The organism is Pseudomonas sp. 8BK (genome assembly GCF_902506475.1).
In the GTDB taxonomy this organism is placed as follows: domain Bacteria; phylum Pseudomonadota; class Gammaproteobacteria; order Pseudomonadales; family Pseudomonadaceae; genus Aquipseudomonas; species Aquipseudomonas anguilliseptica.
Genome location: NZ_LR733252.1, coordinates 2041510 through 2064684 on the forward strand (window position 1 = coordinate 2041510; position 23175 = coordinate 2064684).

General features: G+C 60.6%; 23 protein-coding genes. 7 read left to right on the top strand and 16 right to left on the bottom strand.

The features are described from left to right. Nucleotides 1-57 precede the first annotated feature (57 nt). The 9 genes from maiA to ACIN8IBEIGE_RS09375 all read right to left on the bottom strand — a co-directional run bounded on the left by maiA (nt 58) and on the right by ACIN8IBEIGE_RS09375 (nt 8615). Nucleotides 58-717 (bottom strand): maleylacetoacetate isomerase, encoded by a 660-nt coding sequence (gene maiA / locus ACIN8IBEIGE_RS09335; RefSeq protein WP_160014397.1) that lies wholly within the window; start codon nt 715-717, stop codon nt 58-60. Beyond that, nucleotides 707-1690, bottom strand: coding sequence for a fumarylacetoacetate hydrolase family protein (locus ACIN8IBEIGE_RS09340; protein WP_160014398.1), 984 nt, complete (start codon nt 1688-1690; stop codon nt 707-709). Before ACIN8IBEIGE_RS09340 ends, maiA begins: the two co-directional genes overlap by 11 nt. Next, nucleotides 1690-2829, bottom strand: coding sequence for a homogentisate 1,2-dioxygenase (locus ACIN8IBEIGE_RS09345; protein ID WP_160014399.1), 1140 nt, complete (start codon nt 2827-2829; stop codon nt 1690-1692). Before ACIN8IBEIGE_RS09345 ends, ACIN8IBEIGE_RS09340 begins: the two co-directional genes overlap by 1 nt. A gap of 4 nt (nt 2830-2833) precedes the next feature. Beyond that, on the bottom strand, nt 2834-3916 hold the full coding sequence (gene hppD / locus ACIN8IBEIGE_RS09350) for a 4-hydroxyphenylpyruvate dioxygenase (RefSeq protein WP_160014400.1): 1083 nt from the start codon (nt 3914-3916) through the stop codon (nt 2834-2836). 388 nt (nt 3917-4304) lie between these two features. Continuing rightward, entirely contained in the window at nt 4305-6083 is a 1779-nt protein-coding gene (locus tag ACIN8IBEIGE_RS09355) for an ABC transporter ATP-binding protein (protein WP_160014401.1), read from the bottom strand. Continuing rightward, nucleotides 6076-6708 (bottom strand): DsbA family protein, encoded by a 633-nt coding sequence (locus ACIN8IBEIGE_RS09360; RefSeq protein ID WP_160014402.1) that lies wholly within the window; start codon nt 6706-6708, stop codon nt 6076-6078. Before ACIN8IBEIGE_RS09360 ends, ACIN8IBEIGE_RS09355 begins: the two co-directional genes overlap by 8 nt. A 2-nt stretch (nt 6709-6710) precedes the next feature. Beyond that, the gene (locus ACIN8IBEIGE_RS09365) at nt 6711-7649 is read right to left on the bottom strand and encodes a rhodanese-related sulfurtransferase (RefSeq protein WP_160014403.1); all 939 of its coding nucleotides are present in this window, start codon (nt 7647-7649) and stop codon (nt 6711-6713) included. Between the two features lie 159 nt (nt 7650-7808). Then, the gene (locus ACIN8IBEIGE_RS09370; RefSeq protein ID WP_090386387.1) at nt 7809-8102 is read right to left on the bottom strand and encodes a BolA family transcriptional regulator; all 294 of its coding nucleotides are present in this window, start codon (nt 8100-8102) and stop codon (nt 7809-7811) included. A 12-nt stretch (nt 8103-8114) separates the two neighbouring features. Beyond that, on the bottom strand, nt 8115-8615 hold the full coding sequence (locus ACIN8IBEIGE_RS09375) for a DUF2059 domain-containing protein (protein WP_160014404.1): 501 nt from the start codon (nt 8613-8615) through the stop codon (nt 8115-8117). A 264-nt stretch (nt 8616-8879) separates the two neighbouring features. On the opposite strand from ACIN8IBEIGE_RS09375, the gene ACIN8IBEIGE_RS09380 reads away from it, so the two are divergent. The 3 genes from ACIN8IBEIGE_RS09380 (at nt 8880) to ACIN8IBEIGE_RS09390 (ending at nt 12027) form a co-directional block, all read left to right on the top strand. Further along, complete coding sequence (locus tag ACIN8IBEIGE_RS09380) at nt 8880-9890, top strand: DUF2804 domain-containing protein (protein WP_160014405.1); 1011 nt, start codon at nt 8880-8882, stop codon at nt 9888-9890. 129 nt (nt 9891-10019) lie between these two features. After that, nucleotides 10020-11414 (top strand): class II fumarate hydratase, encoded by a 1395-nt coding sequence (locus ACIN8IBEIGE_RS09385; protein ID WP_160014406.1) that lies wholly within the window; start codon nt 10020-10022, stop codon nt 11412-11414. After that, entirely contained in the window at nt 11407-12027 is a 621-nt protein-coding gene (locus ACIN8IBEIGE_RS09390; protein ID WP_090386395.1) for an NAD(P)H-dependent oxidoreductase, read from the top strand. The genes ACIN8IBEIGE_RS09385 and ACIN8IBEIGE_RS09390 overlap by 8 nt, the downstream gene beginning before the upstream one ends. On the opposite strand, the gene ACIN8IBEIGE_RS09395 is transcribed toward ACIN8IBEIGE_RS09390, so the two are convergent. Then, nucleotides 12024-12332 carry a hypothetical protein gene (locus ACIN8IBEIGE_RS09395; protein ID WP_090386397.1) on the bottom strand — a complete coding sequence of 103 codons (309 nt, stop codon included), beginning with the start codon at nt 12330-12332 and terminating at the stop codon, nt 12024-12026. The two genes, ACIN8IBEIGE_RS09390 and ACIN8IBEIGE_RS09395, sit on opposite strands and share 4 nt — an antisense overlap. Further along, complete coding sequence (locus ACIN8IBEIGE_RS09400) at nt 12329-13300, bottom strand: DMT family transporter (RefSeq protein WP_160014407.1); 972 nt, start codon at nt 13298-13300, stop codon at nt 12329-12331. Before ACIN8IBEIGE_RS09400 ends, ACIN8IBEIGE_RS09395 begins: the two co-directional genes overlap by 4 nt. A gap of 297 nt (nt 13301-13597) precedes the next feature. On the opposite strand from ACIN8IBEIGE_RS09400, the gene ACIN8IBEIGE_RS09405 reads away from it, so the two are divergent. Continuing rightward, complete coding sequence (locus tag ACIN8IBEIGE_RS09405) at nt 13598-13807, top strand: DUF6316 family protein (RefSeq protein WP_090386402.1); 210 nt, start codon at nt 13598-13600, stop codon at nt 13805-13807. 62 nt (nt 13808-13869) lie between these two features. Here the strand turns inward: ACIN8IBEIGE_RS09405 and ACIN8IBEIGE_RS09410 are convergent, their stop codons facing one another. From ACIN8IBEIGE_RS09410 to ACIN8IBEIGE_RS09420, 3 genes are all read right to left on the bottom strand, one after another. Then, on the bottom strand, nt 13870-15054 hold the full coding sequence (locus tag ACIN8IBEIGE_RS09410; RefSeq protein WP_160014408.1) for a thiolase family protein: 1185 nt from the start codon (nt 15052-15054) through the stop codon (nt 13870-13872). 113 nt (nt 15055-15167) lie between these two features. After that, nucleotides 15168-16655, bottom strand: a complete 1488-nt coding sequence (gene pap / locus ACIN8IBEIGE_RS09415) for a polyphosphate:AMP phosphotransferase (RefSeq protein ID WP_160014409.1) — start codon at nt 16653-16655, stop codon at nt 15168-15170. Between the two features lie 74 nt (nt 16656-16729). Beyond that, nucleotides 16730-17038, bottom strand: a complete 309-nt coding sequence (locus tag ACIN8IBEIGE_RS09420; RefSeq protein WP_090253450.1) for a hypothetical protein — start codon at nt 17036-17038, stop codon at nt 16730-16732. A gap of 544 nt (nt 17039-17582) precedes the next feature. Here ACIN8IBEIGE_RS09420 and ACIN8IBEIGE_RS09425 point away from each other — a divergent pair. After that, a complete protein-coding gene (locus tag ACIN8IBEIGE_RS09425) occupies nt 17583-18527 on the top strand; it encodes a triacylglycerol lipase (protein WP_160014410.1) in 945 nt (314 codons plus the stop codon). 80 nt (nt 18528-18607) lie between these two features. Next, nucleotides 18608-19630 (top strand): lipase secretion chaperone, encoded by a 1023-nt coding sequence (locus ACIN8IBEIGE_RS09430; RefSeq protein ID WP_160014411.1) that lies wholly within the window; start codon nt 18608-18610, stop codon nt 19628-19630. Nucleotides 19631-19681: 51 nt separating this feature from the next. On the opposite strand, the gene ACIN8IBEIGE_RS09435 is transcribed toward ACIN8IBEIGE_RS09430, so the two are convergent. Beyond that, nucleotides 19682-20116 (bottom strand): DoxX family protein, encoded by a 435-nt coding sequence (locus tag ACIN8IBEIGE_RS09435; RefSeq protein WP_090253443.1) that lies wholly within the window; start codon nt 20114-20116, stop codon nt 19682-19684. A 126-nt stretch (nt 20117-20242) separates the two neighbouring features. Next, nucleotides 20243-21628, bottom strand: a complete 1386-nt coding sequence (locus tag ACIN8IBEIGE_RS09440; RefSeq protein ID WP_160014412.1) for a transglycosylase SLT domain-containing protein — start codon at nt 21626-21628, stop codon at nt 20243-20245. A 235-nt stretch (nt 21629-21863) separates the two neighbouring features. Here ACIN8IBEIGE_RS09440 and ACIN8IBEIGE_RS09445 point away from each other — a divergent pair, with 235 nt between their 5' ends. Next, nucleotides 21864-22682, top strand: coding sequence for a TatD family hydrolase (locus tag ACIN8IBEIGE_RS09445; protein ID WP_160014413.1), 819 nt, complete (start codon nt 21864-21866; stop codon nt 22680-22682). Nucleotides 22683-23175: the final 493 nt, after the last annotated feature.

The following is a 23175-nucleotide window of genomic DNA, read 5'->3' on the forward strand; positions in this document are numbered from 1 at the left end:
TGACTCGCTCTGCAAAACCGGATTCGCCTGTGCCTGACGGCGGCGAAGCCGGCAGGATCACTGGGCGTCGGGTTGCACCTCCGGCGCAGCCTGTTTAAAGGCCTCCAGGGATTCACAACGCGCCGCCATGGCGAGGATGCGCGGGTACGCATCAAGGTCACAGTTAAAACGGCGCGCATTATACAGCTGTGGAACCAGACAGGCTTCCAGATATCCAGGCCGCTCACCGAGCGACAGGCGATCATTGAACACCGCCAGCCCCGTCTCGACCGCCGCCAGGCCCTTGTGCAGCCAATGGCGATACCAAAGGTCCTTGGCATTCTCGCCAACGCCCAGCTCACCGCTCAGGTACTGCAGCACCCGCAGATTGTTCAGAGGGTGCAGATCGCAGGCGATATGCAGGGCCAGGGCACGTACCTGGGCGCGTTGTGCCGCATCACTGGGCAGCAACGCCGGCGTGGGGAACACCTCGTCGAGGTATTCGAGAATCGCCAGCGACTGGGCGATGCGTACCCCGCCGTTGCCCCGGTCTACCAGCAACGGCAGCAGCTCCTGCGGATTTAGCGCCTGATACTCGGCCGAATGCTGCTGGCCGCCGTCCTTGACCAGGTGCACAGGCACTTGCTGATAGGCCAGGCCCTTGAGGTTCAGCGCAATACGCACCCGGTAGGCGGCGCTGGAGCGCCAGTAGCCGTGGAGCGTCAACTCAGTGTTCATAGCGCTCCACCGCCTGATCGATCGCGCCGAACAGGCTATGGCCAGCGGCATCGAACATCTCGATGCGCACGCGATCACCGAACTTGAGGAACGGAGTTTTCGCCTCCCCGCTCTCGATGACTTCCAGCATGCGCTTCTCGGCCAGGCAGGAAGAACCCGCGCTGCGGTCGTAGTTCGACACGGTGCCAGAACCGATGATGGTGCCGCAGCCCAGCGGACGAGTCTTGGCGGCGTGAGCCACCAGCGTCGGGAAGTTGAAGGTCATGTCCACGCCAGCGTTGGGCTGACCGAACAGCGCGCCATTGATATGCGACACCAGCGGCCGATGCACCTTGCCATCGCGCCAGGTGTCGCCCAGTTCGTCTGGGGTGATGGCCACGGGCGAGAAGCTCGACGACGGCTTGCTCTGGTAGAAGCCAAAGCCCTTGGCCAGCTCGCCGGGAATCAAATTACGCAGCGATACATCGTTGACCAGCATCAGCAACTGGATATGCTCAGCCGCTTCGGCAGCGGTTGCGCCCATCGGCACGTCATCGGTGATCACCGCTATCTCGGCTTCCAAATCGATACCCCAGGCCTCATCGGCCATCTGAATCGGGCTGTGCGGCGGAATAAAACAGTCGGCGCCGCCCTGGTACATCAATGGATCGTGCCAGAAGCTTTCCGGAATCTCGGCGCCGCGCGCCTTGCGCACCAGCTCCACATGATTGACGTAAGCGCTACCATCGGCCCAGTGGTAGGCGCGCGGCAACGGGCTGTGGCAGGCGGCCTGATCGAAGGCAAACGCGCCCTCTTCCAGCCCATCGTTGAGGCGCTGATACACCGCCTCCAGCTTGGGCTTGGCCACCGCCCAGTTATCCAGAGCGGCCTGCAGGGTGGCGGCGATGGTCGGCACGCTGGTGGCGCGGCTGAGGTCGCGCGATACCACGACGAGCACACCGTCGCGGCCTTGGTTCAGTGATGCGAGTTTCATTAGGAGTCCTTGCCCGGCGCACGCCAGGAATTCACGTATTCGGGAACATCCACCCCAGCAGCGGCTTCGCCGACTTCCAGGGCGCGGCGGGTATCGATCATCACCGCCACCTCATCGATAAAGGTCGCCGGGTCGACTTGCGCCTTCTTCAGCGCCTTGGGGTGCGGGCCGTGGGGGAAACCGCACGGGTGCAGGGTGACCATGCCCTGCTCGATATTGTCGCGGCTGAAGAAGTTGCCCCGGTGGTAGAACAGCACTTCATCGTAGTCGTCGTTGTTGTGATAGAACGGCACCTTCAACGCGCCGGGGTCGCTCTCCACCGGACGCGGGGTGAAGGTGCAGATCACAAAACCATTGGCGACGAAGGTGGTGTGCGCCGAGGGTGGCAGGTGATAGCGGTGGCTCATCAGCGGGCGGATATCGCGCCAGTTGAGGCGCACCACGGTGTTGTCGCCATGCCAGCCGACCACATCCAGCGGGTTGTACGGGTAAGTCACCGTGCTGATCTGGCCGCGGCGCTTGATGCGAATCTGCCAGGTGTTCTCGTCCTGCTGGGCCTTGAAGGCGTCATCGATGCGCGGATGATCGAGCACCGCCGGGTCGAAGATCGCCTGCGGGCCGAGCAGCCCCTTGTCCGGCAGCTGATAGGCGCCGTCGGTGCTTTCGATCAGCAGCATAAAGGTCGGTTCAAGGGCCTCGATGCGCCAGGCGGTACCACGCGGGATCAGCAGGTAATCACCGTCGCGGTAGCTCAGGTGACCGAAGTCGCAGTAAAACTCCCCAGCTCCCTCGTGAATAAACAGCAGGTCATCGCCATCGGCGTTGCGCACCAGATGGCGCATGGCGCCGTGGGTTTTCCACACGCGCAGCTTCACATCGCTGTTATGCAGGGTCAGCGGCGCAGCCAGCGGGCAGTCACGCTCGCTGGAAATATCATTGAAGTTGAACGCATGCGGGCGCAGCGACCCCTGCCAGTCGATCCAGCCAGTCGGCGGATGTTTGTGGTGCAGGTGCGCCGTAGGGCCGAAAAAACCCTCGCGGCCCATCTCGCGTTCATAGGTGCCTTCAGGAAAGTCGCAGTGCGCCTGACGCGAACACTCGCCTTCACGCAGGGGAAAGCTGATCCAGTTACGGCTCATGGCATCACTCCTCGGAGATCACGCCGCGCTTGATCTGGTCTTCTTCAATCGACTCGAACAGTGCCTTGAAATTGCCCTCGCCAAAGCCCTGGTTGCCCTTGCGCTGGATGATCTCGAAGAAGATCGGACCAATCACCGTATTGGTGAAAATCTGCAGCAGAATGCCGTCATCACCCGGTGCACCATCGATCAGAATGCTCAATTCACGCAGCACATCGGTCGGCTCGCCATGCCCGGCCACACGGGTATCGACCTTGTCGTAGTAAGTGCCCGGCGTGACCATAAACTGCACGCCATTGGCCCGCAGCTGGCGCACGGTGGCGTAGATATCCTCGGTGCTCAGGGCGATATGCTGGATGCCTTCGCCCTGGTACTCGCGGATAAATTCCTCGATCTGCGACTTGTCGTCGGCCGACTCGTTGATCGGGATGCGGATCTTGCCGCACGGCGCGGTCATGGCGCGCGACAGCAGGCCGGTAAGCTTGCCTTCGATGTCGAAGTAACGGATTTCGCGGAAATTGGCGATGCGCTCGTAGAAGCCCGACCACACGTCCATTTGCCCGCGTTTGACGTTATGAGTCAGGTGATCCAGCTCTTTCAGGCCGACCGCGTTGTCGTTCGGCGTGCGGCCTTCGATGTACTCGAAGTCGACGTCGTAGATGGTCTTATCGCCATAGCGATCCACCAGGTACAGCAGCGAACCACCGATACCCTCAACGCAAGGAATGTTCAGCTCGCCGAAGTTGGCGTGGCTGCCGACCAGTTTGGCGCCCTGGGATTCCACATAAGCGGCGGCCTGGGCGGCGTTCTGCACGCGGAATGCCATGGCGCAGGCACTCGGACCGTGCTTTAGGCCGAATTCGCGCACATGCCCGGTGGGGCTGCCATTGAGGACGAAGTTGATGTCGTTCTGCTGGAACAGCCAGACCTCTTTCGAGCGGTGCTTGGCGGTTTCGGTAAAGCCCATGGCGGTGAACAGCTCACGCAGCTGCTGGATGCCTTCCGGGGTCGGCGCGGTGTACTCGACGAACTCGAAGCCGTCGGTACCAATAGGGTTGTGCTGTTCGATCTTGTTCACGGCGTTCATTGCGCCTCCTCGTTGTTGTTTTGATCAGCCACTGCGCGATGCAACGGCGCGGACTGACCTCATAACAACCGAGCGCAGCCCTGCTCACAAGCGGGCCCAGAGCGGCCTGCTCCAGGCCTGGCCATGGCTTTCGGCAAGTTTTTAATACACTCAGGAAAACAGCGTGCCTGCTGACTACAACCACCCGCACCGCGTAACGAAAGATTTACAAAGCGGTCGATTTAACTGCCAGGTGTGCCTTGGTCTATCTGAAACCCACAGCAAATCCCGGGGTATGACCCGCGAAAAAGTGTGATTCTATCAGGGAGCGCAGGGGGATGACGCTTCACCCATGCACCGCGCGGCCTAGTGGTGGATGAAAAAAGCGTCATCCCCCCTACTGCCGCTATCAGTGCTGCAGATGACCGTAGAGCTTGGCGTAGAGCCCGCCGTCGGCGATCAGCTGCTGATGACCGCCGTCTTCGGCGATGCTGCCGCCGTCAAACACCAGCACCCGATCCGCCTGCTTAACCGCGCTCAGGCGGTGAGCGATGATCAGCGTGGTGCGGCCATGCAGGAACTGGTTGAGCGCCTGGTGCAGGGCGTATTCGGTGGCAGCATCCAGGGCCGAGGTGGCCTCATCGAGGATCACCACTTTTGGCTCGGCCAGCACCATGCGGGCAATCGCCAGACGCTGACGCTGGCCACCGGAGAGGCGCACGCCGGAGCGGCCGACGATGCTATCCAGGCCTTGCGGCAAGCCGCGAATGGTATCGGCCAGCTGAGCAATCTGCAGGGCTTGCCAACAGACTTCGTCACTGCGTTCGCGGCCCATGCACAGGTTGGCGCGCACGCTGTCGTTGAACAGCGCCGGATGCTGCAGCACCACTGCCACATGCTCACGCACGACTTCCAGGCCAATTTCTTCCTGGCTGCTGCCGCCGAAGCGGATGGTTCCAGCCTGCGGCGTATACAACCCGAGCAGCAGCTGCACCAGGGTGCTCTTGCCGCCGCCACTGGCCCCGACGATGGCGACCTTCTCCCCCGGCGCGATGCTCAGGTTGAGATGGTCCAGTACCGGTTCGTCGTTATAGGCGAAGGTCAGTCCGCTGACTTCAATGCCCACGGTCTCGCGCCCCTTGAACGGATCGACGCGACCGGGGTACTGCGGCTCGTCCTTGCGCGCCAGCAGCTCGTTGATCCGACTCAAAGCGCCGCCGGCGGCGTAGAAGGCGTATTGCAGGCTGAGCAGTTGCTCGACCGGGCCGATCATAAACCACAGGTAGCTGAACACCGCGAGCATCTGGCCGATCGACAGATCAGAGAACAGCACGGTGAGCATGGCCGCAGCGCGAAACACGTCGATACCGAACTGGAACAGCAGACCGCTGGCACGGTTCGAGGCATCGGTTTTCCACTGTGAGGCCACGGCGTAGTCGCGCACTTCCTTGGCCCGACCACCGAGACGCCCGAGGAAGAAACCCTGGCGATTACCAGCGCGGATTTCCTGAATCGCTTCGAGGGTCTCGGTCAGCGCCTGGGTAAAGCGCGAAGTGCTGTCGTTCTCCAGCTTCTTCAGGTGTTTGACGCGCTTGCCCAGCTGCACCGTGGCGTAGATCACCAGTGGGTTGAACAACAGGATCAGCAGTGCCAGCTGCCAGTGCATCCAGATCAGGATCGCCGAGGTACCAGCCAGGGTAAGCATGGCCACCAGAAAGCGGCTGAGGGTTTCGCCGACAAACTTATCCAGGGTATCGAGATCGGTGACCAGGTGCGTGGTCACGGTGCCGCCGCCGAGGCTTTCATACTCGCCGAGGGAAATCCGCTTGAGCCGCTCGATCAGGCGAATGCGGATGCGGTAGACGATGTCCTTCGACAAGCGGGCGAACAGCCGCGCCTGCAGCACGTTGAAGATCAGCGCACCACCGCGCAGAAACAGGGTCAGCACCAGCATCAGGCCGATATAGCCGGCGGCGGTTTCCCAATGAGCCGGCAGAAAGTTATCCATCACCTTGAGCGCAGCATCACCGTCGTTAAGCAGCACCTCATCGACCAGCAACGGCAGCAACAGCGGAATCGGCACGCTGCACAGGGTCGCCAGCACGGCAACCAGGTTGGCCCAGATCAACGCCTTCTTGTGCTTCAGGGCCAGCCGACGAACTTCCGCCCAACTCAACCGATCAGGCATGGGCAACCCGCTCCAGCCAGCGCGCCAGCAAGGGCTGCAACACGTCCAGGGGTTGATAACCGTTGGTCAGCAAGGCCAGTTGGCCGTTGCATTCAGCAAGCAGCGTGGGAAAGCCGGCAATGCCCAGATCCTGGGTCCAGCTGAAATCGGCGGCAGTGGCGGCGCGTTGTGCGGCGCTGTCGAAGGCTTCGGCAAACACGATGCGCGGAATCCCGGCGCGCTCGGCCAATTCCACCAGCACGATGGCGCGGGTGACATCCACCCCTTCGGTGTAGAACGCCCGCTGAATCAGTTGGGCCAGTGGCCAGACCAGTTCGGGGGCCAGGTTGCGCGCAGTCACCAGCGCGCGGCAGGCCGGCTCGGTGTCATAGACCAACCCCTCAGGCAAACCGGCAGTGAAGTTGAACAACTGTCCGGTGCTGGCATTGACCGCCTGCCAGTAACCCAGGTAACGCACTCGCGCGGCGGCATCAATGGCCACGCCATCACGGCGCAGGCCGCCCAGCACCAGTTCCAACCCCACACCTGCGGCAGCAGCCTGCTCAGCGAGGGACTCCAGCACCGGGGCAAAGCCCCAGCACCATGAACACATCGGGTCCATCACATAGAGCAGGCGTGCGTGCATGCTTAAGCCTCGCGGTTTTGTCGGGGGTTGTAGCCCAGCGGGTGCGGCTGATTGCGGGCCTTGGCCAACTCAATCTGCCGTTGACGCTCGCGGGCGCCGGCGCGGGTTTTCTCCGGCAGCGAATCCCAGCAATGCGGGCAGCTGACACCTGGGGTGTAGAACTCGGACTGACGATCTTCCACCGAAACCGGGGTACGGCAGGCATGGCACTGATCGTAGTCGCCTTCGCTGAGGTCATGACGCACGGTCACCCGGTTGTCGAAGACGAAGCAGTCGCCCTGCCACTTGGTCTCTTCCTGCGGTACTTCTTCGAGGTATTTGAGGATGCCGCCCTTGAGGTGGAAAACCTCCTCAAAACCTTCACCGAGCATATAGCTGGAAGCCTTCTCACAACGGATGCCACCGGTGCAGAACATCGCAACTTTCTTGTGCTTGGCTGGATCGAAGTGCGCCTTGATGTAGTCGGGAAACTCGCGGAACGACTTGGTTTTCGGGTCTACCGCGCCCTCGAAGGTGCCAATCGACACTTCGTAATCGTTGCGCGTATCGATCAGCAGTACCTCAGGGTCACTGATCAGCGCATTCCAGTCCTTGGGCTCGACGTAGGTGCCAACTTTCTGGTTCGGGTCAACACCGGGAACGCCCAGGGTGACGATTTCCTTCTTCAGCTTGACCTTGGTGCGGTAGAACGGCTGCTCGTCGCAATAGGATTCCTTGTGGTCGATATCGGCCAAGCGCGGGTCCAGGTCAAACCAGGCCATCAGCCCGTCGATGCCAGCGCGCGAACCGGAGACGGTGCCATTGATGCCCTCTTCGGCCAGCAGCAAGGTGCCCTTTATCGCGTTATCCAGCATGCATTGCAGCAGTGGCTCACGCAGATCATGGAAGTCAGGCAGGGAAACGAATTTATACAGCGCGGCGACAACGATCTTGTCTGTCATATGCATGTCCTTCAGTAGTCGCCCACGTAAAGGGCGGACCGGGATACAAAAAAATACGCCGGCCCAGGTTGTTCACCTAGAGCCGGCGGGGGCGGCAGTTTACTGTCCTTGAGAAGCGCCGTGTAGAGGCGAATTGCCACAGAATCAGCGCAAATGCGGTTAGTGGCCGCCCTTGCAGGTCGGCGAGTCCGGAGCCACGCCCTGGTGTGACCACTCATCGGGTGTATAGGTATGCAGCGCTAGGGCATGGATCTGGCCCATCAGCTCGCCTACAGCGGCGTAGACCTTCTGATGACGCTTGACCGCATTCAGGCCAGCAAACTGCTCGCTGACGATCACCGCCTTGTAATGGGTTTCCAGCCCCCGGCTGTGCATATGGCTTTCATCCAGCACCTCAAGCTGCTGGGGCTGCAGACTCGCCAGAGCAGCCTGCAATAAATCGATCTTCGGCATGGGGACTGTCACTCAGGGCTTCTTTGGAGTCAGTTTGGTGGTCATTTCCGCCAATAGCTGATTGACCTTGGGTACGGCGGCTTCCAGCTTGCCCTGGGTCAGCTGCGCGGACTGCGCGGTCAGTGTCGGCATTTTCTCCAGGACTTTCTTGCCCAGCGGCGATTCATAGAAACGAATCAGGTCTTTCATTTCCTGCTCGTCGAAGTTGCTGGTGTAGAGCTTGACCATATCCGGCTTGAGCTTGTCCCAACCCACAGCCTGTTCAAGGGCTGCATTGGCCTGGGCCTGGTAGGTTTCCAGCACAGCTTTCTCGCTCTGCGGCGCATTGCTCTCGGCAAAGCGCTGGGCAAACATCTGCTGCACCTGGGCATAGACCGGGACCGCCAGCTTGTCGGCGCGAGCCAGCAGCAGGAAACGCTCGGCATCGGCGGCGTGGCTTTTGGTATCGGCAAGTACCTGAGCACTACCGCACGTCAGTATTAAGGCAGCGCAAAAGGCAGGTAAACGTGACATGTACTACTCCTGAGGAAGGTAATGAGTGCTGTTGGACTCAATTGCCGGCATTTTGTGCCCAAGCGCTGGTCACACTCAAGTCAGTAAGAGCGTCGATCAACTCACGCTACAACTGTGCACTGGCGCACTGCCTGCATAAAGGCCAAAATGCCAGCACTTGCCGAGCTGGCCAATGCGTGTGCATGCTCGGCGAGATAAGCCATCTTCTGCTTCAGCGCGCCTTTAGCCCACAGGGTAGGCGCCAGCACACACATGGACGTGTCGATGAACAGTTTCACTCACCCAGAGCCTTTGGCCGCCATCGCGCTATGCGACAGCCGCGGCCTGCTCAACCCGCAGGCCATCGGCTGGTCGCCCAGGCCGATGATCGATTGCGCCATACCCGGGCACTTTGGCCGGCGCAAACGCTGGAACCATTGGTGCATCACCACTCCGCAGTGGATGCTCTCCTTCACCCAGGCCGACCTCGACTACCTGGGCTACGCCGCCGCCTACTTCCTTGATCTGCAAAGCGGCCAAGCCGTCGCCTACAGCCAGTACCGCCTATTCGGCCGTGGTTGCGAGCTGCCAGATCAGCCACAGGCCAGCCACGAATTCAACCACCCACGCCTGCAACTGCGCGTGGCTGAACATACCGGGCGCACGCGCATCACCATCAATGCACCGGATATTGGCGGGCAACCGCTACAAGTCGCCCTGGACATTCAACGCCCTGCCCACCTGGACTCGGTCAACCTGGTCGCTCCGCTTGGCCCACATAGCTTTCACGCCACCAGTCGTCAGCTGGGCCTGCCCTGCAGCGGCAGCGTGCAACTGGGTAAACAGCATTACAGCTGCGTAACCGGGCAAAGCTTTGCCTCGCTGGATTTCGGCCGTGGCGTCTGGCCGCTCAACAGCCACTGGACCCGCGCCGCTTTTGCCGCGCCGGGTGGAATCGCCGGCAACTTCGGCGCTGGCTGGACAGATCACAGCGGCCTGTCGGAAAACACCCTGTGGTTTGGTGGCGAGCTGCAGCATATGGACTCTCCCATTGCCATTACCCAGGCGCCGCACAACCCGCTGGCACCCTGGCAGCTGCGCAGCACGACTGACAGCGTCAACCTGACCTTCACCCCACGCCAGCGTCACCAGGCCTACCGTCGGCTTGGGCCGTTCTATGCTGACACACAGCAGTGGTTTGGGCATTTCGAGGGGGTTTTACGCGGCCCGGAAGGTGAGCGCGTACCCGTCAACAACGCCCTTGGCTGGCTCGGTGAAACCCGCGCCCGCTGGTAGTTACCTGTTAGTTACCTGTGGCAGTTGAACCTCTGCTGATGCACAGCGACCTAAGCTGAGATACGCCCAGGCGGCAGCTGCTGGCCTGGCAATTCCTTTGCTGCACGCGCAACCATCAGGAGAGCCGCCATGAGCCGCACTGAAACTGACAGCCTGGGCCCCATCGAAGTACCTGATGAAGCCTATTGGGGCGCGCAGACCCAACGCTCGCTGATCAACTTCGCTATCGGTCAGGAACGCATGCCCTTGCCGGTGGTGCATGCCCTGGCGCTGATCAAGAAAGCCGCCGCACGGGTTAATCAGCGTATCGGTGAGTTGCCGGCAGACCTGGCCCGGCTGATCGAGCAGGCCGCCAATGAAGTGTTGGCCGGTCAGCATGATGAGCAATTTCCCCTGGTGGTCTGGCAGACCGGCAGCGGCACGCAAAGCAACATGAACGTCAACGAGGTGATTGCCGGGCGGGCCAACGAACTGGCAGGCAACGGCCGTGGCGGCAAGACGCCGGTGCACCCCAACGACCATGTCAACCGCGCGCAAAGCTCCAACGACAGCTTCCCCACCGCCATGCATATCGCCGCCGTGCAAGCCGTGCAGCAGCAGCTGCTGCCCGCCGTGCGTGAACTGCGTGATGGACTGCAGGAACAAGCTGAACAGCATGCGCGGCTGGTCAAGACCGGGCGCACACACATGATGGACGCCACACCGATGACCTTCGGCCAGGAGCTATCGGCCTTTGTCGCGCAGCTGGGCTATGCCGAACGCGCCATCCAGGCCACTCTGCCGGCTGCCTGTGAACTGGCCCAGGGCGGCACGGCAGTCGGCACTGGTTTGAACTCGCCGCAGGGCTTTGCCGATGCCATGGCCGCCGAACTGGCCGCATTGATCGGGCTGCCGCTGGTCAGCGCGCCGAATAAATTTGCGGCCCTCTCCGGCCACGAACCGCTGGTGGCGCTATCGGGCGCCTTGAAAACCCTGGCAGTGGCCCTTATGAAACTGGCTAACGATCTGCGGTTGCTGGGCTCCGGCCCACGCGCTGGCTTTGCCGAGGTGCGTTTGCCCGCCAATGAGCCGGGCAGCTCGATCATGCCGGGCAAGGTCAATCCAACCCAATGCGAGGCGCTGTCGATGCTGGCTTGCCAAGTTCTTGGTAACGACACCACGATTGCCTTTGCCGCAAGCCAGGGCCATCTGCAACTTAACGTGTTCAAGCCGGTGATCATTCACAACCTGTTGCAATCGATACGTCTACTGGCGGACGGCTGCCATAACTTCCAGCAGCACTGCGTCGCTGGCCTGCAACCGGACGCAGTGAAAATGGCCGATCACCTGGAGCGCGGCCTGATGCTGGTAACCGCGCTGAACCCGCATATCGGCTATGACAAAGCCGCTCAGATTGCCAAGCAGGCCTACCAGGATGGCACCACCTTGCGAGAAGCGGCGCTGCAGCTGGGTTACCTGAGCAATGAACAATTCGACGCCTGGGTGCGTCCCGAAAACATGCTGGAGGCGGGTCAACATGAGTGAAGCGGCAAAGAGCGGCGCAACACCACTGGAAGGTGATGGCAAACGCATCCTGATGATTCTCGGCACACCGAAGGGCACCAGCTTCTGCCATGCCCTCGGCGAAGCCTATGCCCAGGGTGCCCGCAGCAAGGGCCATGTGGTACGCCAGTTGAAGCTGGGAGAGATGAGCTATGACCCAGTGCTGCGTGATGGCTACGAGCAAAGCCAGCAACTGGAACCCGATCTGCTGGAAGCACAGCGGCAGATCCACTGGGCCGAACACCTAGTATTCGTCTATCCGGTCTGGTGGGGCGGTATTCCTGCGCTGCTCAAAGGCTTTTTTGACCGCACCTTTCTGCCCGGCTTTGCCTTCAAGTACCGCAACCGCTCGCAACTCTGGGACAAGCTGCTGACCGGACGCACCGCCGACCTGCTGGTGACCATGGATACGCCGCCCTGGTACTTCCGCTGGATCTACGGCGCACCCGGGCACCGACAGATGACTCGTACCATCCTCGGCTTCAGCGGCATCAAAACCCGCCGCCTGGCCGAGTTCGCTCCCGTGCGCCCCTCCAGCGAAGAACAACGCCAGAGCTGGTTGCGCCGTGCGGAAAGTCTGGGCGTAAAAGCCTAGTCGCCGAGGTACTCACGGGCTTTCAGGCCGACATAGCGACGGCCGGGATTATCTTCACTGGCGCTCCACTCCTCCGGGGAAAACAGCTGGAACAGGCCAATGCGGCAAAGTGTAGGTACGGCCAGTTCCAGCTCACGCTCGACCTCGCCGCGCTCACCCTGGTTATACAGTTCGATGTTGTGCAGCATGGTGGCCACCGTGCCCGTCTGGACACGACTGCCATCACGCAGGGTCACCGCCGGCAAAGATTGTTCTCCGACAGCAAGTATCTTGGCGTTGATTCGCGCCAGTTCATCTTGGCTCATTTCAGGGCTCCTACAGGCATCACGCTACTCCTACGGGCTTTCCAACTGGCGAGCAGCGATGGGCCAAGTGCCGTCAGCGCTGACCCCAACACCACCAGCACCGCTCCGCCATAGGCCAGCCAATTGATCTGCTCAGGCTGCACATGATCAGGCCACCAGCTGGCAGCCAGCGCCACCGAGGTAAAGGTTACCAACGGGGTAATCGCCAATGCTGCGCTGACCCGCGAAGCCTCCCAATGCGCCAGCGCTTCGGCAAACGCGCCGTAGGCCACCAACGTATTCAGGCAGCAGGCAAACAGCAGCCAGCCCTGCAGCGGGCTCAGCTCAAACGCCTGTAGCGGATGTGCCCAGGGTGTCAGCAATAGAGCACAGGCCAGGTAGATCACCATCATCACCTGCAGTGAATTCCATACCGTCAGCAACTGCTTCTGCGCCAAGCCATAAAAGGCCCAGACAAAAGCGGCCAATAGCACGACCAGCACACCCGTGGTGTAGGCCGTCAGCGAAGTCAGCAGCTCGCCAAGACGCTTGTTGAAGAACAGGGCAAAGCCAATCAGCAGTACCAGCAAACCCAGCCCCTGACCGAGGCTGAAGCGCTCGCGGAAGATAAAGATGCTACTGACCAGCAGCAGAATCGGCGCCACCTGAATCACCAGCTGGGTCGTGCCGGGGCTGAGCAGGTTGAGGCCGACCAGATACAGCACATAATTGGCGGTCAACCCGGCTATCGCCAGCAGCAGGAGCCAGGCGCCCTTCTTGCCTAATGGGCGGAACGCCGGCAGACGCTTGCTGGCCGCCAGGTAGGCCAGCAGGATGGAGCCGGAAACCAGCAGGCGAAACCAGGTCACCGTAACCGGATCCATCACCTGCAGCACTTGCTTGAGTTTGATCGGCAGCACGCCCCACAACACCGCAGTCAGCAGCGCGAGAAAAAGACCATAGAGCCAGCGACCGGAAGAAATATGCATAAACGCCTCACAACCAGCACCGCAACCTTTGCCCGATGCAAGTTGGAGCGGTCATGCAGCATTCTAGGTCGCGCCTGTAGACCGGCACAGCCACAGCCATGAACGGCTATTCACGGTAACTGTACTGATAGCCGTACAAGATCAAGCCGAAGTTCTGGCGTCAAAAAATATAAAACCCGTGGAAATCATGCCGATTTTCGGCAAAAACGACCATTTGTCGCTATTTGATGCAACCAGAAAAACCCCGTTTAGACTGACCTCAGAAGCTCAGAAGCTCACTTTGCGGGAGGTTCATTTATGTTCGGTCAACGCCATATCGACCATAACCCCGGCACCCACTACCGCAGCGAACGCGTTAGCGCGGTCAACGGCCAGTTCTTCTTCTCCACCCGCGAGGGCACTCTGGAAGGTCCCTATTTCAACCGAACGGATGCCGAACGCGAGATCGCCTTCTATATCCGCAGGATGATCCAGGCCAACGAGATCATCGAAAGCCGCGCATTCTGAACACAAAGACCAGCCAATAAAAAACCGCGACACGTCGCGGTTTTTTATTTAGCGCAGGACGATCAGCGCACCGCTTCAAACAACCCGGTTGCGCCCATGCCGCCGCCCACACACATGGTGACGATGCCGTAGCGCAGCTGGCGCCGCTGCAGCTCACGCACCAGATGACCGACCTGACGCGAACCGGTCATGCCGAACGGGTGGCCGATGGAAATCGAGCCGCCATTGACGTTGTACTTAGCGTTATCGATTTCCAGACGGTCGCGGGCATACAGGCACTGCGAAGCAAAGGCTTCGTTAAGCTCCCACAGGTCGATATCGGCAATGCTCAGGCCCTTGGCCTTGAGCAGCTTGGGCACCGAGAACACCGGGCCAATGCCCATCTCGTCCGGTTCGCAGCCAGCGGCAACAAAGCCGCGGAAGAACGCCAGCGGCTTGAGCCCCAGCTCGATGGCTTTTTCCAGACTCATTACCAGGGTCATCGACGCGCCATCGGAGAGCTGCGAGGCATTGCCAGCGGTGACCGAACCGTCGTCGGCAAATACCGGTTTGAGCGCTGCGAGGCTTTCCAAGGTGGTGTCAGCACGGTTGCAGTCGTCGTGAGCGACGATGCCGTCGACGATGCTCTTCTCGCCGCTGGCTTTGTCTTCGACTTGATACTTCACGTGCATCGGCACGATTTCATCGTCGAACAAGCCTTCGGCCTGCGCTCGCGCAGTGCGTTGCTGGCTCTGCAGGGCGTAAGCGTCCTGGGCTTCGCGGCTGACATTGTAGCGGCGCGCAACGATCTCAGCGGTCTGGCCCATCGGGTAATAGATACCCGGCAGCTCTTTCTGCAGCAGTGGGTTGAACAGGTTCTGCGTGTTCATGCTTTTCAGAGTCATGGTGATCGACTCGACACCGCCTGCCACGATGACATCGCTGCAGCCCGACGCCACCTGGTTGGCAGCAATCGCGATGGCCTGCAGACCCGAGGAGCAGAAACGGTTTAGGGTCATGCCGGCCACGTTGGTGCCCAGGCCGGACAGCACGGCCACGTTACGGCCGATGTTCATGCCCTGGGCACCTTCGTTGGAGCCGGCGCCAACAATACAGTCATCCACCAGCGCCGGGTCGATACCGCTGCGCGCCAGCAGTGCATTGACGCAATGAGCCGCCATGTCGTCTGGACGGGTCAGATTGAACTTGCCACGGAAGGACTTGGCCAAGCCAGTCCGTACGCTGTCAACGATCACCACTTCACGCATGTCGCACCTCATTGTTATTGGGTTGAGTTGCCAACAAGAATAAAGCCGGACAATCTCACTCAGCGATGATCATTCATCAGCCGTATGCGCGACCATCCTGTTGTCCATGTGCCTCAGTCTTTTGCGAATGCGGCCTCAAGCGCCTCATTGATGGTGCGCAGTACCTTGATTCGGGCAAAGCGTTTGTCATTGGCTTCCACCAACGTCCAGGGGGCAATTTCCGTACTGGTACGGTCGACCATATCGCCCACTGCATCGCGGTACAGCGGCCACTTATCACGGTTACGCCAATCTTCTTCGGTGATCTTGAAACGTTTGAAGGGGATCTGCTCACGCGCCTTGAAGCGTTCCAGCTGGGTTTGCTGATCGATCGACAGCCAAAACTTCACCAGCACCACGCCGGCTTCGCTGAGCTGCTCTTCGAAGTCATTGATCTCGCCATAGGCGCGCAGCCAGTCGCCAGTGCTGCAGAATCCCTCGACCCGTTCCACCAGCACCCGGCCATACCAGGAGCGATCAAACACGGTGAACTTCCCGCGGGGTGGAATATGCCGCCAGAAGCGCCACAGGTAAGGCTGCGCACGCTCTTCCTCGGTCGGCGCGGCAACCGGAACAATGCGGTACTGGCGCGGATCGAGCGCGCCAATCACCCGGCGAATTGCCCCGCCCTTACCGGCTGCATCATTGCCTTCGAACACCGCAATCAACGAATGGCGACGCATACGTTTGTCGCGCATCAGGCTGGACAACCGCGCCTGCTCAAGCACCAGTTGCTCGTTGTAGCTGTCCTTGTCCAGCGCCTGAGTCATGTCCAGGCTGTCGATCAGCCCACGTTCATCCAGGCTGGAGGTCAGCGGCGCGGCATGCGGATGGGGCACGGGGCGCGCCTTGGCCTTCAACGCGGCTTGCAAGCCATCGAGCAGGATGCGTCCGACTGTCAGGCTGCGGTAATACTCATCCACACCTTCCACCACATACCAGGGCGCATAATCGCGACTGGTGCGGCGCAGCACACGCTCACCGACGCGTACAAATTTGTCGTAGGTTTTTGACTGCTGCCAGTCAAGCGGGCTGATCCGCCAGCTGTGCAAGGGGTCATCCTGAAGTGCCTTGAGCCGCGCCTTCATCTGCTGCTTGGACAGATGGAACCAGAACTTGAAGATCAGCGTGCCCTCATCACAGAGCATGCGCTCCAGCCCCAACGTAGTGTCGATGGCTTGATCGAGCACGGCGTTCTTGATCCGCCCATGCACCCGCCCCTGCAGCATCTGGCTGTACCAGTTGCCGAAGAAGATACCGATGCGCCCCTTGGGTGGCAGTTGCCGCCAGTAGCGCCAGGCCGGCGGCCGCGCCAGTTCTTCATCAGTCTGCTGATCGAAGGTACTGACCTGAATCAGTCGCGCATCCATCCACTCATTGAGCAGCTTGACCGTCTCGCCCTTACCCGCACCTTCGATGCCGTTGATCAGAATAAGCACGGCAAAACGCCCTTGCTGCTGCAGTTCGTACTGCGCCTCCAGCAGCGCTTCGCGCAGCGCGGGGGCCTCGGCCTCAAAGGTTTCTTTATCAATGCTGCGGCCGATCTCGGCGGATTCGAACATAGCCCACTCCCTGACAATATCGTTTGAGCCTAGCGGATCGGCAGTGGCTGTGGCCAAGCCGTTGTGGGATTCGCTCAGCGCCGGGTAATCAGCCCCTGCTTGGCTACGCGCGTCAACTGACGCACGGTTTCATCCAGCTGCGCGGCCGTTGGCGCCTGGATCACCGCCATATCGAAATGATTGCTGGCAAAGCGCGCCAGGGATTCGCCGTCATGCACAAAGTTGATCAGGAAGGTACGCGGCCCCGGCCAGCGCTTGGGCCAGCCATCAAGGTAGCGCAACAGGGTCGGCTGGTGGCTGCCGCCAAGGAGGATTTTCGGATTGTGCAGGGTCAGCCCGGACGTGATCGGGGCTAGACGAATAAGCGGTTGGGGACAGTGCATCGATATGTCTCCGCCTCATTGAGTCCGCTGGGCAGCGGTGAGAGGCGACACCGAACCAGCGCTTTAGCGGAATTTCAAAGCCTCCGAAGAGTACTTCTCAGGGCACTGCAATCAGCAGTTAACCCGGCGCCCCGCAAGTAGCTGTTTAAATCGGCGCATGGGTCGGCATCCTAGAGAAGCCCGCGCAACACTGTCAAGGCGCTCGGCTGCGGCCATACCCAACTACCCCAACCTTTGATTGGTAGCACTTCTTATCAGCCTGTCAGCCTGGCTTTTTGCCGCCGGCGCGCAGGCCGCTGCTCCATCATCTGGGGCCTGAATCCAGGTTCGCGCCGTTTCACCCCGTAACAAACCCGCAGCACTGCGCCTGCTGCGGGTTGCGCACAACTTCGATGTAGCGCCCGCAGCAGAGGGCTACACGGCTGTTTACAGCTACTGGCATGCTTCCTGCCAATACCCCTAGGCTGATGTACACGCCACGGGATGGGCGTTTTGGCTGCATGGATTGCCTTGAACTGCCCGATAACCCCTAGCGAGAGCACCAATGAACAACAATAAAACCCTGCTCGCCCTCTGCCTGGGCGCCGGTTTACTGGCCTCCGGCAACACTCATGCCTTCTGGTTCGGCTCCTCCGGCTACACCCAAACCAAATACCCGGTCGTACTGGCCCACGGCATGCTCGGTTTCGACAGCATCCTCGGGGTCGACTACTGGTACGGCATTCCGGCGGCGCTGCGCCGCGACGGTGCCAGCGTGTACATCACCGAAGTTAGTCAGCTGAATACCTCGGAAGCCCGCGGCGAAGAACTGCTGGCCCAGGTAGAAGACATTGTCGCCATCAGCGGCAAACCCAAGGTCAACCTGATCGGCCATAGCCATGGCGGCCCGACCATCCGCTATGTCGCCGCCGTCAGCCCCAACCTGATTGCCTCGGCCACCAGCGTCGGTGCACCGCACAAAGGCTCGGCCACAGCCGACTTTATCCGCCAGGTACCGCCAGGTTCGGCCGGGGAAACCCTGCTGGCCGGCATCGTCAATGGCCTCGGCACGCTGATCAACTTTCTCTCCGGCAGCTCCAGCACCAGCCCGCAGAACGCTCTGGGCTCGCTGGAATCGCTCAACAGCGAGGGCGCGGCGCGCTTCAACGCCAAGTTCCCGCAGGGTATTCCGACCAGCGCCTGCGGTGAAGGCGCTTACAGCGTCAATGGCGTGCGTTACTACTCCTGGAGCGGCACCAGCCCGGTGACCAATATCATCGACCCGAGCGACCTGCTGCTGGGCGCCACTGCCCTGACGTTCAAGGGCGAAGCCAACGATGGCCTGGTTGGTCGCTGCAGCTCACGCATGGGCAAGGTGATCCGCGATAACTACCGGATGAACCACCTTGATGAGGTCAACCAGACGCTGGGGCTGACCAGCCTGTTCGAGACTGACCCGGTCACGGTCTATCGCCAGCACGCCAACCGCCTGAAAAACGACGGCCTGTAACAGCTTCGCCAGGGGCTACCCTCAGCCCCTGGCGTTTCTGCCCGCCTCGCCGAATTCGTCTGTCCGTCTGAAGAGTGCCTGTGAAAAAAATTCTGCTGTTGTCCCCGCTGTTGTTCGCCGCTTGCCTGGCTCTCGCGCTGTACCTGCAACCTGTGGATATTCCCGCGCAGCTCAGCGGCGATGCGCCACAGCCGATTCACCGCACTGATAAGCCGGCCGCCATACCAATCCAGACCGGCATGCAGGCCAAGGTAGAGCCACTAAAACCCCTGCCCGCTTCATTTGGCGGCACCACGGTGGATGGCATCTTTCGCCTGGACGCCAACGGCAACCTGCTGATCAGCGAAGACATCCGGCGGATCTTCGATTATTTCCTTGCCGCAGCCGGTGAAGAACCGCTGCGTGCCAGCGTCGAACGGCTGCGCGCCTATATCGCCGCAGAGCTGCCGGCCAATGCCCGCGAACAGGCCCTGGTCCTGCTCAACCAATACCTCGACTACAAACGCGAGCTGGTGCTGCTCGAACGTGACCTGCCGCAGATGACCAATCTGGATGCCCTGCGCCAGCGTGAGACCGCCGTTCAGGCACTGCGTGCGCGGATTTTCGACAGTGAAACGCAGCAGGCATTCTTTGCCCGTGAAGAGGCCTACAACCAGTTCACTCTGCAACGTCTGGCGATTCTGCAGAACAGCCAGCTGGACGATGCCGGCAAAGCCGCCGCCGTTGACCAACTGCGCAACAGTCTGCCTGCAGAGATGCAGGACACCGTGCTGCCGCAACTGCAGAACGAGCTGCGCCAACAGACTGCGCAACTGCAGGCGGCCGGCGCCAAACCGGAACAGATCCGCCAACTGCGTCAACAACTGGTCGGCGCCGAAGCCACCCAGCGCCTCGAAGTGCTCGATCAGCAGCGGCAAACCTGGAAAAAACGCATTGCCCAGTACAGCACTGAAAAAGCCGCCATCGAGAACAACCCAGGCATGAGCGCCAGCGACAAACGCGCCGCCATTGCCCAGCTGGCCGCAGAGAACTTCGATGAGCGCGAACAACTGCGCCTGGAAGCCGCCGAACAGCTGGCGACGCAGAACAAGCCCCAACCCTGAAACGTAAAAAGCCCACCGAAGTGGGCTTTTTACTGGCTGCTGCCGTGTCGATTAACCGGCGATGCGCTTGTCCAGCGACAGCTTGCCAGCACCTTCAATCAGGATCGCGACGCTGATCGCCAGGAGTGCCAGGGCAAATTCATAACCGTTGTTGCTCATAAAGAAGCCGTTAGCCAGGTGCACAGTGGCAATCGCCACCACCATGGTCACTGCCAACACCGCTGCAGCTGGGCGCGCCAGCAGACCGATAATCAAGGCAATGCCACCAAAGAACTCGGCGCTACCGGCCATCAGTGCCAACAAGTAGCCCGGCGCCAGGCCGATACTTTCCATCCACTGGCCTACACCTTCCAGACCGTAACCGCCAAACCAGCCAAACAGCTTCTGCGCACCGTGGGCGGCAAAGGTAATGCCGGCGATGATCCGCAGCACGGTAAGGCCATAGCCAGCTTGAGTTGCAACAACAGATTTGATCAGAGCGTTCATATGCAGCAGTCCTTGTAGTGGGGAGTTGATGGAACGAAGATTAAACCAATTAACCAATATTTAAAGCGGATAAAATCGCTTTAAAGTATCGAATAAATTAATAAATCGACATTCTCAACCTACGCGCTAGGGCTCCAACAGATAGCGCTCGCGGTCATAAGCAAGGTAGTACTTATTCACACTATTCACATAGCTGACCACGCCCATACCCATCTGCTCCATCGCCACCCGCTCAACCTGAAAGAACCACTGGTTGGGGTTCAAACCACGCCGACGCGCTTCTGCCCGCAAGCTCTGCACTCGTTGCGGGCCCATGTTGTAGCCGGCCAGAATAAAGGCCATGCGCTCACGCTCGTTGAGCTGTGGGCTGTTGAAGTAGTTGCGACGAATCATCGCCAGGTACTTGGCGCTAGCCTGCACATTGTTATCCAGCACGCCGATATTGCTCACGCCAACGCTGCGCGCCGCCGCCGGGGTGATCTGCATCAGTCCGGTCGCGCCACCGGCCCCGCGCGCGGCCGGGTTAAGAGTGGATTCCTTGAAGGCCACGGCAGCCAGCGCCAGCCAATCGAAATCATGCTGAGTCGCATAGCGCTGCAGTACCGGGCGGACTTTTTCCAGGCGCTGACGCTCGGTACGGCCCAGCGGGTAATGCACCTTGTACAGGCGCCGGTAGACACGTTGGAACGCCGCGTCCTGATCTGCCGGGTCACGATACCCCTTGAGGAAGCGGTCGATGCTCGCGCCAAGCATGGGGGTGTCGCGGCGCACATACCAGCGCATATCACCGTCACTGGCCAATTGCAGGTGACGGTCCAGGCGCAGCTTGGACATCACCTTGGCCCAACGCTCGGCAATCGGCTGCTCGACCGCCGTAACGCTGAAGATGCCGGCCTGGACCATTTCCAGCACATCCTCGACCGCCAGGCTCGGGTCGACCCACTCGACGACAATCGGTGAGCGTTTGCTGTCGATCAGCCGTTGATTGAGCGCCCGCACCGCCTCACCCGCCACACTGCCTGCTGGCAACGCCAAACTGCGCCCCGACAGCTGTTCGAGGTTCTGGTAACGCCGATTACCCTGTTTGGCGACGATGATCAGCGGCACGTTGTTGCGGATCGCCGCACTGGCGCTGAGTTTGCTGCCACGCGGCATATTCAGCAGCTCACCGGGGGCGACCAGGTCACCCTCGCCACGCTGCAAGGCGGCCAGCAGTTGATCCTTGGCACGCGGGATGATCTTCAGTTTGAGCGTGCGGCCATCGCCCGCGTTGCGATTGAGATACTGCTCGAAAGCGCGCACGCGCTGATATTCGACGCCAATGCTCTGGCCTCTGACCTCACCCGAGCTGTTGCGGCTCTGGTTGACCAGCACGCGCAATTCACCACTGCTGCGAATGCTTGCCAGGTCACGGGCTGCCTTGGGTTGCTCGATTTCCAGCGGGCCAGCCACGCGCGCTACCGCTGTGCAAGACAGCAGCAATAGGCAGCAGGTGAGCAGCACTCGCGACATCAAGGCTCCAGGGCAGAATCGTCCGACAGATCAGCACCGCCACCCGGCTAAACAGGCTGCAGACAAGGCAACTGACCCCTCGCGCGGGGCGCGGAGGTTCGCACAGCCCGCCTCCGGACGCCAGCCAGCAATCATATGCAACATCACATATAGGCATTAACTGGCTGTATTTATTGACTTTTAATCTATTAAAAAAGCTCTGTTATGCTGCCCAATCAATTCAGCAGGTAGCACCATGCAACTCATCGACATCGGCGTCAATCTGACTCATCCAAGCTTTGCCGAACAACGCGAAGCACTCCTCGCTCGCGCCTATGCGGCAGGCGTCCAGCAAATGCTGCTAACCGGCACCAGCATGACGGAAAGCCAGCACGCCCTGGAACTGTGCCGGCAGTTGGATAACAGCGCAGAACATTTGTTCAGTACCGCCGGTATCCACCCCCACGATGCCAGCAGCTGGAACAGCGACAGCCATGCGCAGCTCAAGGCCTTGCTGGCCGATCCCAGAGTGCGCGCGGTGGGCGAATGCGGGCTTGACTTCAATCGCGATTTTTCACCACGGCCACAACAGGAGCAGGTGCTGGAGCAACAACTGGCCCTGGCGGTAGAACTGCAACTGCCGGTGTTTCTACATGAACGCGATGCCGACGAGCGGCTGCTGGCCATCCTGCGGCATTTCCGCGACCAGTTGCCGGCGGCCGTGGTGCACTGCTTTACCGGGGAGAAGCGTGCGTTGTTCAACTACCTGGACATGGACCTGCACATCGGCATCACCGGCTGGATCTGCGACGAGCGCCGCGGCAGCCATCTGCACCCACTGGTCAAGGAAATACCCCGTGGCCGCCTGATGCTGGAAAGTGATGCCCCCTTCCTGCTGCCGCGCAGCCTGCGGCCGAAACCGAAGAACGGCCGTAACGAGCCCGCCTTTCTGGTTGAAGTGTTGCGTGAAGTGGCGCTGCATCGTGGTGAAACCGAGCAGGTGGTGGCGATCCATACCAGCGCAGCAGCGCAGGCTTTCTTCAGACTGCCCGCGTTCAAGGGTGTCGCCAGCTAATCGTCCAGTAGCGCGGTGCCGGCTGGCTTGTTGATAAGGATCAATAGATCCACCGTGAGGCTGAGCGACACTACTGGCACTTTGCCAAGTATTCACCTCACACAGAGACACCTGCATGGGCCATTGGATCAGCGACCTTTCCCTGAAGTACAAATTCTGGGCCGTAAATGCCGTGGCCTTCTTCACCACACTGCTATTGGTGCTCTACGCACTGCATCTGGAGCAACAGGTGCATCACGCCGCCGCCAAGCAGGCCGCGCAGCAGCAAGCCCGACTGTTAAGCCAATGGCCACAGGAGCAGTCCCTGCCAAGCGCGAGCAACCTGTTGAGCTTTGCCACGGGCCAGGCTCCGCGCCTGCCGGACAATCAGGGCAGCGCCCTGGCCAACGCACTCGGCTGGGTCGATTTAAATGGCAGCGCGGGGCTGATCGGCGCCGAAGTCATCGTCCGCGAAGACGGTCAGCGCCTGGCCATCACCGCCTCGGCGCCAAGC

What these genes read in the sequence shown, in the direction of transcription:
- ACIN8IBEIGE_RS09370 (WP_090386387.1), bottom strand. Translation starts at nt 8,102, where the DNA reads ATGCCGAAGATCGATTTATTGCAGGCTGCTCTGGCGAGTCTGCAGCCC.
- ACIN8IBEIGE_RS09365 (WP_160014403.1), bottom strand. Translation starts at nt 7,649, where the DNA reads ATGACAGACAAGATCGTTGTCGCCGCGCTGTATAAATTCGTTTCCCTG.
- ACIN8IBEIGE_RS09390 (WP_090386395.1), top strand. Translation starts at nt 11,407, where the DNA reads ATGAGTGAAGCGGCAAAGAGCGGCGCAACACCACTGGAAGGTGATGGC.
- maiA (WP_160014397.1), bottom strand. Translation starts at nt 717, where the DNA reads ATGAACACTGAGTTGACGCTCCACGGCTACTGGCGCTCCAGCGCCGCC.
- ACIN8IBEIGE_RS09395 (WP_090386397.1), bottom strand. Translation starts at nt 12,332, where the DNA reads ATGAGCCAAGATGAACTGGCGCGAATCAACGCCAAGATACTTGCTGTC.
- ACIN8IBEIGE_RS09385 (WP_160014406.1), top strand. Translation starts at nt 10,020, where the DNA reads ATGAGCCGCACTGAAACTGACAGCCTGGGCCCCATCGAAGTACCTGAT.
- ACIN8IBEIGE_RS09435 (WP_090253443.1), bottom strand. Translation starts at nt 20,116, where the DNA reads ATGAACGCTCTGATCAAATCTGTTGTTGCAACTCAAGCTGGCTATGGC.
- hppD (WP_160014400.1), bottom strand. Translation starts at nt 3,916, where the DNA reads ATGAACGCCGTGAACAAGATCGAACAGCACAACCCTATTGGTACCGAC.
- ACIN8IBEIGE_RS09400 (WP_160014407.1), bottom strand. Translation starts at nt 13,300, where the DNA reads ATGCATATTTCTTCCGGTCGCTGGCTCTATGGTCTTTTTCTCGCGCTG.
- ACIN8IBEIGE_RS09445 (WP_160014413.1), top strand. Translation starts at nt 21,864, where the DNA reads ATGCAACTCATCGACATCGGCGTCAATCTGACTCATCCAAGCTTTGCC.
- ACIN8IBEIGE_RS09360 (WP_160014402.1), bottom strand. Translation starts at nt 6,708, where the DNA reads ATGCACGCACGCCTGCTCTATGTGATGGACCCGATGTGTTCATGGTGC.
- ACIN8IBEIGE_RS09420 (WP_090253450.1), bottom strand. Translation starts at nt 17,038, where the DNA reads ATGCACTGTCCCCAACCGCTTATTCGTCTAGCCCCGATCACGTCCGGG.
- ACIN8IBEIGE_RS09440 (WP_160014412.1), bottom strand. Translation starts at nt 21,628, where the DNA reads ATGTCGCGAGTGCTGCTCACCTGCTGCCTATTGCTGCTGTCTTGCACA.
- ACIN8IBEIGE_RS09345 (WP_160014399.1), bottom strand. Translation starts at nt 2,829, where the DNA reads ATGAGCCGTAACTGGATCAGCTTTCCCCTGCGTGAAGGCGAGTGTTCG.
- ACIN8IBEIGE_RS09410 (WP_160014408.1), bottom strand. Translation starts at nt 15,054, where the DNA reads ATGCGTGAAGTGGTGATCGTTGACAGCGTACGGACTGGCTTGGCCAAG.
- ACIN8IBEIGE_RS09380 (WP_160014405.1), top strand. Translation starts at nt 8,880, where the DNA reads ATGAACAGTTTCACTCACCCAGAGCCTTTGGCCGCCATCGCGCTATGC.
- ACIN8IBEIGE_RS09355 (WP_160014401.1), bottom strand. Translation starts at nt 6,083, where the DNA reads ATGCCTGATCGGTTGAGTTGGGCGGAAGTTCGTCGGCTGGCCCTGAAG.
- ACIN8IBEIGE_RS09375 (WP_160014404.1), bottom strand. Translation starts at nt 8,615, where the DNA reads ATGTCACGTTTACCTGCCTTTTGCGCTGCCTTAATACTGACGTGCGGT.
- ACIN8IBEIGE_RS09425 (WP_160014410.1), top strand. Translation starts at nt 17,583, where the DNA reads ATGAACAACAATAAAACCCTGCTCGCCCTCTGCCTGGGCGCCGGTTTA.
- ACIN8IBEIGE_RS09340 (WP_160014398.1), bottom strand. Translation starts at nt 1,690, where the DNA reads ATGAAACTCGCATCACTGAACCAAGGCCGCGACGGTGTGCTCGTCGTG.
- ACIN8IBEIGE_RS09405 (WP_090386402.1), top strand. Translation starts at nt 13,598, where the DNA reads ATGTTCGGTCAACGCCATATCGACCATAACCCCGGCACCCACTACCGC.
- pap (WP_160014409.1), bottom strand. Translation starts at nt 16,655, where the DNA reads ATGTTCGAATCCGCCGAGATCGGCCGCAGCATTGATAAAGAAACCTTT.